This window comes from Flavobacterium erigeronis, from assembly GCF_054075165.1.
In genome coordinates this window covers 116297-131329 of sequence record NZ_JBSKGP010000004.1, presented here as the reverse complement: position 1 = coordinate 131329, position 15033 = coordinate 116297, and the positions used below count along the sequence as shown (strand labels likewise).

The window sequence follows — 15033 nt, the reverse complement described above, 5'->3', positions numbered from 1 at the left end:
TTAATTCAACTAGAAAAAGTTGTTTAAAGCTACTATTTTCTGCTTTATTGATTTAACTCAATAACTAAAACTATTGTCTCTATAATTTAGGAGCAAGAACTTTGTTAAAGTTTTAAACTTTGACAAAGTTGCACGTGTAATTATCTTCAAATCATTGAGAATGATAAAACAAAAACAAAAACAAAAAAAAGTGCCAGCAAATAAATGCTGGCACTTTTAGAATATAATTTAAGCTTTGAATTATAGAGCTGATTTAACAGTTTTGATAATTCTAGCAGCAATTTTGTATGGATCTCCGTTTGAAGCTGGTCTTCTGTCTTCCAACCATCCTTTCCATCCTTTTTGAACAGTCATTAAAGGAATTCTGATAGAACATCCTCTGTCTGAAACTCCATAAGAGAAATCGTGGATAGAAGCAGTTTCGTGTTTACCAGTTAAACGTTGGTCATTGTAAGCTCCGTAAACTGCGATGTGCTCAGCAGTAACAGGACGGAAAGCCTCACAAATTCTTTCGTAAGTAGCTTGATCACCACATGTTCTTAATACTTCGTTAGAGAAGTTAGCATGCATTCCAGAACCATTCCAGTCAGTATCTCCTAGAGGTTTTGGGTGATATTCGATATAGTAACCATATTTCTCAGTTAAACGGTCTAATAAGTAACGAGCAACCCAGATTTCGTCTCCAGCTTTTTTAGCTCCTTTAGCGAATAATTGGAATTCCCATTGTCCGCAAGCAACCTCTTGGTTGATTCCTTCAAAGTTGATTCCAGCAGCGATACATAAGTCAGCGTGCTCTTCAACTAGTTTTCTACCGTGTGTGTTTTTTCCACCTACTGAACAGTAGTACATCCCTTGTGGAGCAGGGTATCCTCCAACTGGGAAACCAAGTGGAAGTTGAGTTTTAGTATCCATGATGAAATACTCTTGTTCGAAACCAAACCAAAAATCATCATTATCATCATCAATTGTAGCTCTACCGTTAGAAGGGTGTGGAGTTCCGTCTGCATACATAACTTCAGACATTACTAACCATCCGTTGATACGAGTTGGATCTGGATAGATTGCAACAGGAACTAAAAGACAGTCAGAAGAACCACCTTCGGCTTGTTTTGTTGACGAACCATCAAATGACCAATTTCCAAGTTCTTCTAATGTTCCTTTGAAATTCTCGTGCTCTTCAACTTTAGTTTTACTTCTAAGATTTTGAGTTGGTTCATATCCGTCTAACCAAATGTACTCTAACTTAATTTTAGCCATAATAATATAAATTAATTTTTTTGTTTTTTTTCGTTGGGTCAAATATAGATTTATTTTTTTAGTCCCAAAAATTAGGGGGCTATTTTGTTTTATGAACTATAATTTTTTGGATAAGCGCAATTTTGGCAGGGGTATATTTTAAAAAAAGCAATTTTAATAACCTTAAAAATACAAATTCGTAATAATTACGGCAGATTTTTGAATTTATGAGTTAAGAAATTATGAAAAAATGTTTATTTAATCAATATTACCGTACAGTTTTGTTATATTTTTGTCATTTGTATTCATTATTCTTCATAAAAAGCATCTTCTGTTGAAAAATCGGTGACTAAAAATCTAGAATTAATGTTTAAAACAGGCTTATTTATTGTTTATATTTGTCACTTATTTTTTTAATGAAAATTAGTACGAATTTAAACTTTACATACCATGTCAACATTACGTTTTCAAGCTTTACAACAAGCTTCTAACAGAAAGCCGGTACATTTTGAAGAAATTGACCGAAAGTCTAATCTTTTCGGATCAAATGTGTTTAATGAAAAAGCAATGAAGCAATATTTGACTTCAGATGCTTTTAGAGGAGTGAGAGATGCTATTCAGCATGGTACAAAAATAGACAGAAAGCTTGCCGATTATATCGCCATGGGGATGAAAGAATGGGCACTTGCAAAAGGAGTTACACATTATACACACTGGTTTCAGCCATTAACGGGAACAACTGCAGAAAAACACGACGCTTTTTTTGAAACTTCTTATGATGGAAGCGATCCTGTAGAAAAATTTGGTGGTGCGCAATTGGTACAGCAAGAACCAGATGCATCGAGTTTTCCAAACGGCGGAATCAGAAATACTTTTGAAGCGAGAGGATATACAGCCTGGGATCCAACTTCTCCAGCTTTTATATATGGTACCACTTTATGTATTCCGACAGTATTTATTGCGTACACAGGAGAAGCTTTAGATAATAAAATACCTTTATTAAGAGCATTGTCTGCAATTGACGAAGCGGCAACAGAAGTTTGCAAATACTTTGACAAAAACGTAAAGAAAGTAACCGCTACATTAGGATGGGAGCAAGAATATTTCTTAATTGATAAAGCTTTGGCAAATTCTCGTCCAGACTTAATGATGACGGGAAGAACTTTATTAGGGCATACCTCTGCAAAAGGACAGCAGTTAGACGATCACTATTTCGGATCGATCCCAACTCGCGCGCTTACTTATATGAGAGATTTGGAGCAAGAATGTATGCTTTTAGGAATTCCTGTAAAAACGCGTCATAATGAGGTAGCGCCAAATCAGTTTGAGCTGGCTCCGATTTTTGAGGAAACCAATTTAGCGGTAGATCACAACTCTTTATTAATGGATGTAATGCAGAGAGTGGCAGAGCGCCATGATTTTAAAGTATTATTTCACGAAAAACCATTTAAAGGAGTAAATGGTTCTGGAAAACACAATAACTGGTCGTTAGCTACAGATACGGGAGTTAATTTATTGAGCCCGAGCAAAACGCCAATGAGCAATTTACAGTTTTTGACATTCTTTATTAATACGATTAAAGCGGTAAACGATAACGAAACTTTACTAAGAGCTTCTATCGCAACTGCAAGTAACGACCACAGGTTAGGAGCAAACGAAGCGCCGCCAGCAATTATGTCGGTATTTATTGGAGCTCAGTTGACTAAAGTTTTATCTGAATTGGAAAGCGTAACAACAGGAAAACTTTCGCCAGAAGAAAAAACAGATCTAAAATTGAACGTTGTTGGTAAAATTCCAGACGTATTATTAGATAACACAGATCGTAACAGAACTTCGCCGTTTGCTTTTACAGGAAATAAATTTGAGTTTAGAGCCGTTGGTTCAAATTCGAATTGTTCAAATGCAATGACAACTTTGAATGCTATTGTAGCAAAACAGTTAATCGACTTTAAAAATGAAGTAGAGAATCTGATTGACTCTAAAGACATGAAAAAAGATGATGCTATTTTCAATGTTTTAAGAGAATACATTAAACAATCTAAAAAGATTCTTTTTGAAGGTGATGGATACAGCGAAGCTTGGGAAAAAGAAGCAGCGAAAAGAGGTTTAAGCAATTTTAAAACAACTCCAGAAGCTATAAAAGCAAAAGTTTCTAAGCAAGCTTTAGATTTATTTGAGCAATTAGGAATTTTTAATCATGTGGAAGCCGAAGCACGTTACGAAATCGAATTGGAAGAATACACAAAAAAAATCCAAATAGAAGGACGTGTGTTAGGAGACATCGCGAGAAACCATGTGATTCCAACTGCGATTCGTTACCAAAATACATTGATTGACAATGTTAAAGGTTTAAAAGAAATTTTCGGAAAAGAATTTGAAACGATTGCAAAAGAGCAGATCGTTCTAATTAAAGAGATTTCAGGTCATATTGAAGGAATCAATTCAAAAGTGTTGGCAATGACAAATGAAAGAAAGAAAGCCAACCAATTGACAGATGCTCAAAAAATGGCAGAGGCGTATTGCAATAATGTAAAACCATACTTTGAAGATATTCGTAATCACTGTGATAAATTAGAACTTTTAGTAGATGATGAAACTTGGACATTGACCAAATACAGAGAATTATTGTTTACGAAGTAATATTTAGCTAACAATTTGTTAAAGCCTGTCTCAAAAAGACAGGCTTTTTTTGTTGTTATGTTAAAAATAAGATTGCTAATGAGTTTTTTTAGCAATTATATTCCTCTAAATGTAAATAAATTGTAATAAGTATCTTTTTTCCTATGAAAATTTTAGTGCATTTGGGCAGTTCATCGAGATAGTTTTACAGTTTATCGAAAAGAGGTTAATATCTTGTAAAATAGGTATTTATACGTGAACTTGTTTTGAATAAGTTTTTCTAATTTTGGTCATGAAGTTGAAAAAACAGATTTAAAATTTGTTTTTAAAACGGTTAAAAAGCCCTCTTTTTTTCCTCCCCCGGAATACAAACCTACAGAACCTACATAATAAGTTGTATTAATAACCAATTAAATATATTTATTATGAAAAAAGTAATTTTAAGCATCTCAGCGATGCTGTTTGTAGGAGTAGCGGCAATCGCTCAAGGCAACACCTCTTCAGTAAACCAGGTTGGAAATTCTGACACAGGTATTGTAAATCAAAATGGTCAAACCAACGATTCTAAAATCGACCAATTAGGAGATTCAAACAAATCTGAAGTTTACCAAGGAATTCAGCCAGGAGTTTACAATGCTAAAAACAACATAGCAGACGTAAAACAAAAAGGTAACAGCAACACTGCTTTTGTTTCTCAAAGTAACCATGACAACAAAGCTTACCAAACTCAAACTGGAGATTTAAACAAAGCTACAATCTGGCAAGATCAAATCGCTGGCCCAAGCAATGCATTAGGAGGATGGGACAAAGCAACTCAAGTACAAACAGGAAAAAGCAATACTGCTACTGTTGACCAAGGAACTACAGGTAACGAAAAACCAACTGGACTTCCATTCAACGCTACTCAGTTAGGACACGGTGCTGCAGTTAATGTTCCATTTGCACCTCACAGCCAAAATGATGCAACTCAAACTCAAAATGGAGACAATAACACAGCTTATGCAAGCCAAGGTGGGGTGAAAAACGTTTCTTCTCAAACTCAAACTTCTCCTTCTGGAACTTCTGCTGCTGATGGTAATAAATCTAACCACTATCAATACGGGGATGAAAATAAAGCTACTTCTGTACAAAACGGTACTAAATTGACTGAGAATACATTACAAATTGGAAACAAAAATACTGCTACTGTAACACAAACTGGTGCGGCTCACAACAGTATTGCTTTCTCAAAAGGAAACATGAATACAATTACTGTAACTCAAAGCAACTAACATGCTATTCTAAAAATGTGATAGCCGTAGAACGGTTATCACATTTTTTTAATTTAAATCAATCAAGATGAAAGCCTTCATTTTAAATATTGTATTTCTATTTGTTTTCTGTCCCTTGCTTTCAGCACAGGAAAAAGAAGATGGTTCGGAGTTTAAAAATTATAGTTCATCACTTTTTAATTCAAAAGAGAAAGCCTTCAGTGTGGTTTCAAATTTGAATAAAAATGAACGTGAGGAGTTAAATTCTAGAATTCAAGCTGGTGTAGTAATACAACAAATCGGCGATTTTAATAAGGTTCAGGCTTCTTTAAAATCTAACGATACAAAACTTGCTGTAGATCAAAACGGTGACAAAAACGCGCTGATTTTAGATAAAAATGCCAAAACAATCACACAAAGCGTTATACAGCAGGGTGACAATAACAAAATTTCAGACTTTACATTGCATACCAATTACAATGTAAATATGGAAATGATTCAAAAAGGTGATAACCAAAGTATTCAAAATATTGGTACCAATTCACTGTCCAAAAACATGAAAATTACCCAGACAGGAAACGGTGCATCAATAATTCTTATAAATAAATGATATGCATTTTTTTAACAGATATATAACCTCTTTTTTTCTGCTTTTTTCTTTTCTCATTTATGGGCAAGTTCCTCAAGATAAGATAAAAGCAAAATTAGAAATTGTACAAGTAGAAGGTACCGTAAAAATTACTGGTACAGCCGAAAATCTTACAGATGTAATTCGGAGTGCTGCGTACAGATTATCTGTAATAAAAAATAATAATAAAAGTAATAATCAGTCTAACAACGATCAAGTTGGTGTTTTTACATTGCAGCCCAATGAAATCCAAAAATTATCTAGCTCGCAGATTAATCTTTCGGCAGATGATGAAGTAATTGTTTTGCTATTGTTTTATGATGAAGATAAACAAATTATAGCAAAAGACAGAGTGGTGCTGGGTGAAGAAAAAAAAAAGATGATGTAATAGTGCTTCCCGTTGACGGATTTGTTTTGAAAGGTATTATAACCGATGATACCAAGACAAAAATGGGAAAAGATTTTTACGATAGATATTATTACAAATACAATGAACTTGGAATAAATGCAGAAAAAATAGTCACAATAGGTGAAGAATATAGTTTCGCGAGAAATACAGCCATTTCGATAATCATCGATAATGAAGTTATTTATGAATTTTTAGCACAGCCAAACGACGAATTTTTAGAAGCGGTTGCAGAAGAATCTGTAAACGCAACCTTTACTTATTTGAAAGAAAAAGAAAAAGAACGCAAATATTTCACTCAGTATTAATTTTATTATTAGCGCCATGAAATTTATTTTAACCTTCACAGTAGTACTCTTTATCTCTCCGTTTATAAATGCACAAGCTCTAGTTTATAAACCGGTCAATCCAGCTTTTGGAGGAGATACCTTCAATTATCAATGGCTTTTAAGTAGTGCCGAAGCACAAAATAAGCAAAAAGATAAGGCGGCAGAAACCAAAACGCAAACAGACTTAGAAAGATTTAAAGCCAATTTAAATTCGCAATTATTAAGTCAGATTTCCAGTTCTCTCTATAAACAGCAATTTGGTACAGATGGTATCAAAGAAGGCTCTTATACTTTCGGAAGTTATTCTGTCGATGTTTACCCTTCATCAGACGGATTAACGCTCAATATCTTAGATACCAATACAGGAGAACAAACCCAAGTAATCATCCCAAATCAATAACATGCGATTCCATTACTATCTAATCATTGTATTTGGATTTCTTTTTACTGGTTGCGGCGCTTATTATAACCAACCCACTGGAGTACAGAAAGCTGTTTTGGGAGAAGGTACGCCTGCGACTTCATTACTAAAAGATTTGCCAAAACCTAAGGAACAAGTCGTGGTTGGTGTTTACAAATTTAGAGATCAGACAGGACAATACAAACCTCAGGAAAACGGAAGCAGTTTTAGTACTGCCGTAACTCAGGGTGCAACTTCAATTTTGATAAAAGCACTAGAAGACTCAAAATGGTTTGTGCCAATCGAACGTGAAAATATCGGAAACCTTTTGCAGGAAAGAAATCTTATTCGAGCCACTAGACAAGAATATATCAAAAATGCAAATCCGAACGAACCGCAATTAACGCCCCTTTTATATGCTGGAGTATTATTGGAAGGAGGAATTGTTTCTTATGATTCTAATATTATTACCGGCGGATTCGGAGCAAGATATTTTGGCGCAGGAGCATCTGTAAAATACCGCCAAGATCGCGTTACGATATATCTGAGAATGATTTCTACCTCAAACGGAAAAATTTTAAAATCAGTTTATATCTCCAAAACCATTTTGTCTCAAGCAATTGACGAAAGCCTTTTTAGATATGTCAATTTTAAAAGACTTCTTGAAGTAGAAACAGGATATACAACCAACGAACCTGTGCACATGGCTGTAACAGAAGCCATAGAAAAAGCAGTAGAATCTTTAGTTATAGAAGGAATAAAAGATAATATCTGGGAAGCCGATGCACCAAAATGGCAAGTAGATAATTTGATTAAAGCCTATAATGAAGAAACCAGAACAGCAGAAGTAACCGAATTGTACGGAAGAACTCTTGAAAAAAGAAGAAGCAAATTTGGAATAGAACTTTCTGGCGGCGGAACTTTAATGGATGGCGATTACCGAGATCCGCTTTTCAGACCGTTTGGGCGTGGAGCTCTAAAATTTATGCTTACACCAAGTTTTACAGTAAGCGCTTCTACCAATGTAGTAAATCTTGCAAACAAAAATCTGCTCGACGTAGGATATATATCATACGACTTAAATCTGGAATGGATTTTACTTCCTAAAGACCGATTTACTCCCTATCTCTATGGAGGAGGTGGATTTGCAATGAACAGAAAATTTGAAAACACCTATAGTAAAGTTCAGTTTGGTGCTGGTTTAGAATATATGGCAGCAGATTACTTAGGCATTAAATTGTTTGCAGAACAGAATATCAATTTTAGTGATAATGTTGATTACAAAATAGCAGGGACCAGAGATGATTACTATTATAAATTTGGATTAGGACTGACGTTTTATTTCGGCGTGAAGAAGAAATAAGACAGTATTTCTGAATTTACAAAGTAATTAAGTTTAAAATTTAAAACAAGCAGCAATGAAGTATATATATAAAATAACGAGCATACTTTTTTTATTGTTTTTGGTTTCCTGCAGCGAAGAAAAAATTGGAGAATCTGAGTTTGGAACAGTAACAGGAAAAGTAGTCAACAGTGAGACTTTTGAACCAATGGAAAATGTCAAAATATTATCAAGTCCGACAACCAGCACTGTTTTTACAGATGCCGAAGGAAAATTTACAGTTTCAAACATAAAAACGGGAGAATATTCTTTTCAAGCTCAAAAAGATGGTTTTGTAGCAAAATTTGAAGCAGTTACCGTAACAGCAAATAATACCTCTGAAATTGTATTTGAATTGAGCAAATCTACTGCAAATAATAAGCCTCCAACAGTTCCGATTCTGGCAGCTCCAGTAGATAATAGTGTAAATCAACCAGTAAGTTTAGAATTAACTTGGACCGTAACAGATCCAGATAATGATGCAATGACGTATACTGTAAATTTGAGAAATGATAAAAATAGCGATGTAGCAGTTTTTGCAGACATAAAAGACAAAAAAATAGTACTCACAGATTTAATATATGGTGCTAAATATTACTGGCAGGTTTCTGTAAGCGACGGAATTAATACCCCTGTTTTAAGTACGGTAAGTGCATTTTCTACCGTTGCATTCCCTTCAACAAGACATTTATTTGTGAAAACTATAAGCGGAAATAATGTCATTTTTACCGCAGATGACGCAGGTAAACAATACCAATTGACAAGTTCGGAAAAAAATTACTGGCGTCCGAGACGAAATAATCAGGCTCAGAAAATAGCATTTATAGGAACAAGCGGTTCGCAAAATGATATTTATACAATGAATTTTGATGGATCAGATATTAAAAAAGTAACCAGTTCTGTTCCAATTGCAGGATTCAATTCAGACTATTTAGGCTATTCTTGGAATGCTTCAGGAAGCGAATTTATTTATCCGAGCTTTGATAAATTGTATCGAATTAAAAGCGATGGAAGCGGATTAGCCAAAATATTCCAAACACCAAACGGGAAATTTATTTCTGAATGCGATTGGAGTGCTGATGGAAGTAAAATAGCGCTTAAAGTAAACGATATAAACGGTTACGGTGTCGAAATTTACGTTATAAATCCTTCAGGAGTTATAGAAACGCAAGTATTAGCAGGATTGCCTGGAGCAGTCAGCGGATTGAATTTTTCGGTTTCTGGTTTAAAACTTGTTTACACGAGAGATGTTTCTGGATTTGAAAACAGCAATTATCGTCAATTAGATTCTAAAATTTTTGAATATAACTTTCTTTTAGGAAATTCATACGGAATTGCGACAGAAAAAGCTGCAGGAACAAACGATCTGGATGTGCGATATTCTCCAAACGAAGCAGAATTGATTTTTACGAATACCTCAAACGATGGAATTTCAGTGAAAAATATCGTGAAATGCGGAATAGGCGTAGCAAATTCTAGAACAACCTTATTTTCAGGAACAGCAATGCCTGATTGGGAATAAAAAATATATAGAAAATCCGCTTAAATTGTAGTCTGGTTTCATGCAGATTTACAGATTTAAGCGGATTTTTTAATATTCAAGATTATCAGATTCTAAGAGAAAACTTAGCATCTTAGTGCCTCAGTACCTTAGCGCCTTTAATCAGCAAGCCAAACCTTCATAACCAATTTTATTTGAGAAGATCGGCAGAAGATATACTTCTGCCGATTTTTTTATCAATCAAATAATCGAATACCGCAAAGAATTAAAAAAAGGGATTATCTTTGCACCACATCAACACAAACTAATTTTCATGAGTTCAGATTCTAGCAAAAGATATGCACAAAGAGGTGTTTCGGCATCAAAAGAAGACGTACATAACGCTATAAAAAATATTGACAAAGGTTTATTTCCGCAGGCATTCTGCAAAATTGTTCCAGATTATTTAACGCAAGATGAGGAGCACTGCCTTATCATGCATGCTGACGGAGCAGGTACAAAGTCATCTTTGGCGTATATGTATTGGAAAGAAACTGGAGATCTTTCTGTTTGGAAAGGAATCGCTCAAGATGCTTTAATCATGAATATTGATGATTTATTGTGTGTCGGTGCAACAGACAATATTTTACTTTCTTCAACTATTGGAAGAAATAAAAACTTAATTCCTGCCGAAGTAATTTCTGCAATTATCAACGGAACAGAAGAATTAATCAACGAATTAAAATCATTCGGAGTTACTATTCATTCAACAGGAGGAGAAACTGCCGATGTTGGAGATGTAGTTCGTACTATTATTGTAGACTCGACAGTTACGGCACGTATGAAACGCAGCGATGTTGTAGATAATGCCAACATTAAAGCTGGTGACGTAATTGTAGGTCTGGCTTCTTTCGGACAAGCTTCTTATGAAAAAGGGTATAACGGTGGAATGGGAAGTAACGGACTTACTTCTGCACGTCACGACGTTTTCGGAAAATATTTAGCTAAAAAATATCCAGAAAGTTATGATGCAGCAGTTCCAGAAGAACTAATTTATTCAGGACAAGTAAATTTAACTGATGAGGTAGAAAACAGCCCAATCAATGCAGGACAATTAGTTCTTTCTCCAACAAGAACTTATGCACCAATTATCAAAAAGATTTTAGATAAATATACTCCAGAAGATATTCACGGAATGGTGCACTGCAGCGGTGGAGCGCAAACTAAAATTTTACATTTTGTAAAAGATTTACACATTATAAAAGACAATTTATTTCCAGTTCCACCATTGTTCAAATTAATTCAAGAACAATCAAAAACAGATTGGAAAGAAATGTATCAGGTTTTCAACTGCGGTCACAGAATGGAGCTTTACGTTCCAGAAAGTATTGCACAAGATATCATTGAAATCTCTAAATCTTTCAATGTAGACGCACAAATCGTAGGTAGAGTAGAAGCATCAGATGCTAAAAAACTTACTATTACAAGCGAATACGGAACATTTGAATATTAAAAATATTGTAAACCATATAAGTTATATAAGTTAATTTTAATTTAGAAGAATCAATTGTCAGGCTGAGCGGAGTCGAAGCCACGTTCCAATTAAATCCTTCTTTTATATTTTCTTATATTACTTATATGGTTAAAAAAAAACACAACGATTATGTACGAATTACTTTTTTGGAGATATCTGGACGAAATTTACCTTAATAATCAGGAGGTTTATGAAGCTCTTCTTGAAAATGAAGAAGTAGAAGGTCTTGCTGTTCTTCAAACTGACGTAATCGTAAATAGAATTAATTCTGTTTTTTCTGATTGGGAAAGAGTCGATGAAAACAGCTGGAAAAATCCAAAAGGGAAAGGCGCATTTCAAGTTCTTACTACACCACAAAGCATCAAAATAGACTGCTACGGAACAGAAGGAAAAACCATGAATAAATTGGTTGAGATCATGGAAGAATTCAAATTACCTCTTTACGATCCGCAGGTTCCGGAACGTTACGATGAAATGAGTGAATAAGAATTATGAATTATGAGTTATGAGTTATGAAATTAATAAGCAACAATTCATAACTCATAATTTATAATTAAATCTACCCATCCTTCAAAAGCAAATTTTGTTCTTTTCTCAATTTAACAACCAATTGATCTAGATACGTTTTTATTTTCTGAGGAAGCGTATTCCAATTTTGATCTTTTTTGAAACTTCTGCAATCGTCTAATTCGCATTCGACAGCACGAATCACGTATTTTTTATTTTTATAAACCGTAATAATCTTTACGCGTCTTATTTCATCATATTCAGTTCTTGTGCCATAAACGATTACAGGATCAATATAACCATCGTTATCAAGATCTTTTGTACTGCAATATTTTGTCCAGAACCAAATGTTAGTTTCTTTCGGAACATAATCTTCGAGTAAATCATTAATTCTCCATTTTTCTAGAAATCCACCATGATCATTCATCACGCAAATTGCTTGAATTTTGGTATTTAAAGTATCTTTTTTAGAAATTGTTTTCTGATTTTCTGCTAAAACCAAATTGTATACACCACCTTTATCACTAAATTCAAAAGCTCTGTAAATAGGAAAATCGGTTACGCCTTCAAGTTCGCGCTGTGAAATTTCCTGTTTGGATAATCTGTGGCTTTCTGTTTTTTGAGAAAAAATAAATGACGAATAAAAGGAAAGTAAAATTAAAATATATTTTTTCATGCTTTTGCTAGGCTTTTAGTATATCAAAGATATTTAAACCTTTTGAGTTCTGCTAAAATTATGTTTTTTAGAATAGAAATTGTTGTATTTTTCTAGATTAAAACAACAACGAAGATTTCAAAGAAAAACAATAAAAATGATTACAATAAAACGGAGTAATTTTCTTCTCGGAGCGCTGATTTCAGTACTTTCCATAAATAATGCAATAGGACAGAAGAAGACGGCAGAAAAAGCAAATCTGATTCAGTACGTCGACCCAATGATCGGCACAGCAAAAATGGGACATACCTATCCTGGTGCAACAGTTCCGTTTGGAAGCGTACAATTAAGTCCGGAAACCGATACAATTGCCTACAGTTTAAACGGAAAATATAACGGTGAAGTCTATAAATACTGTGCTGGTTATCAGTATGAAGATAAAACCATTGTCGGTTTTAGCCATACCCATTTCAGCGGAACGGGACATTCCGATTTAGGCGATTTCTTAATTATGCCGACAACAGGAAAACTGCAATTAAATCCGGGTGTGGCATCAAAACCATTGTCGGGTTATAGGTCGGCATTTTCCCATTCGACAGAAAAAGCAGAACCCGCTTATTACAGTGTTTTATTGGAAGACCATAAAATTAAAGCTGAATTGACCGCAACAACCCGCGTAGGAATGCATCAGTATACTTTTCCAAAATCTAATGAGGCGCATATTATTCTAGATCTAACTTCAGGAATTTACAACTACGACAAAAAGAATGTTTGGACATTTGTTCGTGTAGAAAACGATACTTTAATAACAGGTTACCGTCAGACCAATGGCTGGGCGAGAACTCGAACGGTTTATTTTGCGATGTCATTCAGCAAGCCAATTAAAAGTTACGGACAAGCGGCGCAAGAAAAAAGTGTTTACAGAGGTTTCTGGGGAAGATTTGACCAAACGAAAAACTTTCCAGAAATGGCAGGACAAAACTTAAAATTGTTCTTTGATTTTGATACTAGTGAAGGCGAAAAAATTAAAATAAAAATGGCTTTATCGCCTGTAAGTTCTGCTGGAGCTTTAGAAAACATGAAAAAAGAAACGCCTGACTGGGATTTCGAAAAAGTAAAAAAACAAAGTCAGGAAGTTTGGAATAAAGAATTGAATAAAATTCAGATTGAAACCATTCAAAAAGAAGATTTGGTGAACTTTTACACAGCAATGTATCACGCTTTTCTAGGTCCAACAGAATACATGGATTTGGATCGAAATTATAAAGGACTTGATATGAATGTTCATAAAGCTGAAAATTTTACCAACTATACCAGTTATTCGCTTTGGGATACCTATCGTGCTTTGCATCCTTTATTTAATATTGTACAGCATAAAAGAAATGCCGATATGGTCAGTTCTATGTTGGCGCATTCAGATCAGAGTGTTCATAAAATGCTTCCAATCTGGTCACACTATGCCAATGAAAACTGGTGTATGATTGGCTATCATTCTGTTTCTGTCGTAGCTGATGCCATTGTAAAAGGCAATATTTCTTTTGATGCCGAAAAAGCGCTTCAGGCCTGTGTAAATACGGCAAAAGTTCCTTATTACGATGGCTTAGAATATTATATGAATAAAGGCTATGTTCCAGAAGATAAAAGCGGAGCTTCGGTTTCTAAAACTCTAGAATATGCTTACGACGACTGGGCAATTGCACAGGCGGCGAAGAAATTAGGCAAAACAGAAATTTATAATGAATTCATCAACAGATCGAAAAATTATAAAAATGTATATGACGAGAAAACAGGTTTTATGCGTCCGAAATTGAATGACGGCACTTTCAAGAAGGAATTTGATCCGCTTGATACACACGGGCAAGGTTTTATTGAAGGAAATTCTTGGAACTACAGCTTGTACATTCCACAAGATCCTGCTAGTATGATTAATTTAATGGGCGGAAATGAAAAATTTAAAGTTCGTTTAGATTCTTTATTTAACATGCATCTTCCAGATAAATATTTTGAAAACACAGAAGATATTACCCGAGATGGAATCATCGGAAATTATGTTCACGGAAACGAGCCTTCGCATCACGTAGTTTATTTATACAATTGGACAGATTCGCCTTGGAAATCACAAGATAAAATTAGAATGATTTTGAAAAAAATGTATCGAAACGGAGCTGATGGTTTAGGAGGAAATGACGATTTCGGACAAATGAGTGCTTGGTATATTTTCAGCAGTTTAGGATTTTACCCAGTCGCTCCAGGTTCTGACGAGTACGCATTGGGAAGTCCGCTACTGAAAAACGCTATTTTAAATTTAGAAAACGGGAAAACTTTTGAAGTTACAACAGTGAATCAATCCGATAAAAATGTGTTTGTTTCAAAAGTGCTTTTGAATGGAAAAGAACTTTCTAAACCATTTTTAAAACATGAAGATGTTATGAATGGAGGAAAGATTACGTTTTATATGACTTCAAAACCAAATAAAAGTTATGGATTATAAATTATGAATGTTGCCGTGATGTCACCCTGAGCGGAGTCGAAGGGCGTTCCAATTGGCTCGGGGCTTCTCCCGAAGTCTCGGGACGCTCAGCCTGACAAGAGAGATGTAAAAATCGAG

13 protein-coding genes are annotated in these 15033 nt (G+C 34.6%); 11 read left to right on the top strand and 2 right to left on the bottom strand.

Features of this window, described 5'->3' with window-relative positions; genetic code table 11:
• Positions 1-240: 240 nt before the first annotated feature.
• On the bottom strand, positions 241-1257 hold the full coding sequence (locus ACWA1F_RS09410; RefSeq protein ID WP_012024410.1) for a glutamine synthetase beta-grasp domain-containing protein: 1017 nt from the start codon (positions 1255-1257) through the stop codon (positions 241-243).
• 429 nt (positions 1258-1686) lie between these two features.
• Between ACWA1F_RS09410 and ACWA1F_RS09405 the strand changes: the two genes are divergently transcribed.
• The 10 genes from ACWA1F_RS09405 to ACWA1F_RS09360 all read left to right on the top strand — a co-directional run bounded on the left by ACWA1F_RS09405 (position 1687) and on the right by ACWA1F_RS09360 (position 11749).
• Positions 1687-3876: a glutamine synthetase III family protein gene (locus tag ACWA1F_RS09405; RefSeq protein ID WP_306156759.1), complete on the top strand. Its 2190-nt coding sequence runs from the start codon at positions 1687-1689 to the stop codon at positions 3874-3876.
• 404 nt (positions 3877-4280) lie between these two features.
• Entirely contained in the window at positions 4281-5126 is an 846-nt protein-coding gene (locus ACWA1F_RS09400) for a hypothetical protein (protein WP_456893536.1), read from the top strand.
• Positions 5127-5193: 67 nt separating this feature from the next.
• On the top strand, positions 5194-5715 hold the full coding sequence (locus ACWA1F_RS09395) for a hypothetical protein (RefSeq protein WP_456893535.1): 522 nt from the start codon (positions 5194-5196) through the stop codon (positions 5713-5715).
• A 1-nt stretch (position 5716) separates the two neighbouring features.
• Entirely contained in the window at positions 5717-6121 is a 405-nt protein-coding gene (gene csgH / locus ACWA1F_RS09390) for a curli-like amyloid fiber formation chaperone CsgH (RefSeq protein ID WP_456893534.1), read from the top strand.
• Positions 6122-6123: 2 nt separating this feature from the next.
• Positions 6124-6447, top strand: a complete 324-nt coding sequence (locus ACWA1F_RS09385; RefSeq protein ID WP_306156751.1) for a CsgE family curli-type amyloid fiber assembly protein — start codon at positions 6124-6126, stop codon at positions 6445-6447.
• A gap of 16 nt (positions 6448-6463) precedes the next feature.
• On the top strand, positions 6464-6868 hold the full coding sequence (locus ACWA1F_RS09380) for a curli assembly protein CsgF (protein ID WP_456893533.1): 405 nt from the start codon (positions 6464-6466) through the stop codon (positions 6866-6868).
• Between the two features lies 1 nt (position 6869).
• Positions 6870-8231: a CsgG/HfaB family protein gene (locus tag ACWA1F_RS09375; protein WP_306156747.1), complete on the top strand. Its 1362-nt coding sequence runs from the start codon at positions 6870-6872 to the stop codon at positions 8229-8231.
• A 55-nt stretch (positions 8232-8286) separates the two neighbouring features.
• Entirely contained in the window at positions 8287-9771 is a 1485-nt protein-coding gene (locus ACWA1F_RS09370; RefSeq protein ID WP_456893532.1) for a carboxypeptidase regulatory-like domain-containing protein, read from the top strand.
• Positions 9772-10063: 292 nt separating this feature from the next.
• Positions 10064-11242: an AIR synthase related protein gene (locus ACWA1F_RS09365; protein WP_456893531.1), complete on the top strand. Its 1179-nt coding sequence runs from the start codon at positions 10064-10066 to the stop codon at positions 11240-11242.
• Positions 11243-11392: 150 nt separating this feature from the next.
• Positions 11393-11749 carry a hypothetical protein gene (locus ACWA1F_RS09360; protein ID WP_456893530.1) on the top strand — a complete coding sequence of 119 codons (357 nt, stop codon included), beginning with the start codon at positions 11393-11395 and terminating at the stop codon, positions 11747-11749.
• A gap of 73 nt (positions 11750-11822) precedes the next feature.
• Here ACWA1F_RS09360 and ACWA1F_RS09355 read toward each other — a convergent pair whose 3' ends face one another.
• A complete protein-coding gene (locus ACWA1F_RS09355) occupies positions 11823-12446 on the bottom strand; it encodes a M949_RS01915 family surface polysaccharide biosynthesis protein (protein WP_456893529.1) in 624 nt (207 codons plus the stop codon).
• 136 nt (positions 12447-12582) lie between these two features.
• Between ACWA1F_RS09355 and ACWA1F_RS09350 the strand changes: the two genes are divergently transcribed.
• On the top strand, positions 12583-14916 hold the full coding sequence (locus ACWA1F_RS09350; RefSeq protein WP_456893528.1) for a GH92 family glycosyl hydrolase: 2334 nt from the start codon (positions 12583-12585) through the stop codon (positions 14914-14916).
• Positions 14917-15033: the final 117 nt, after the last annotated feature.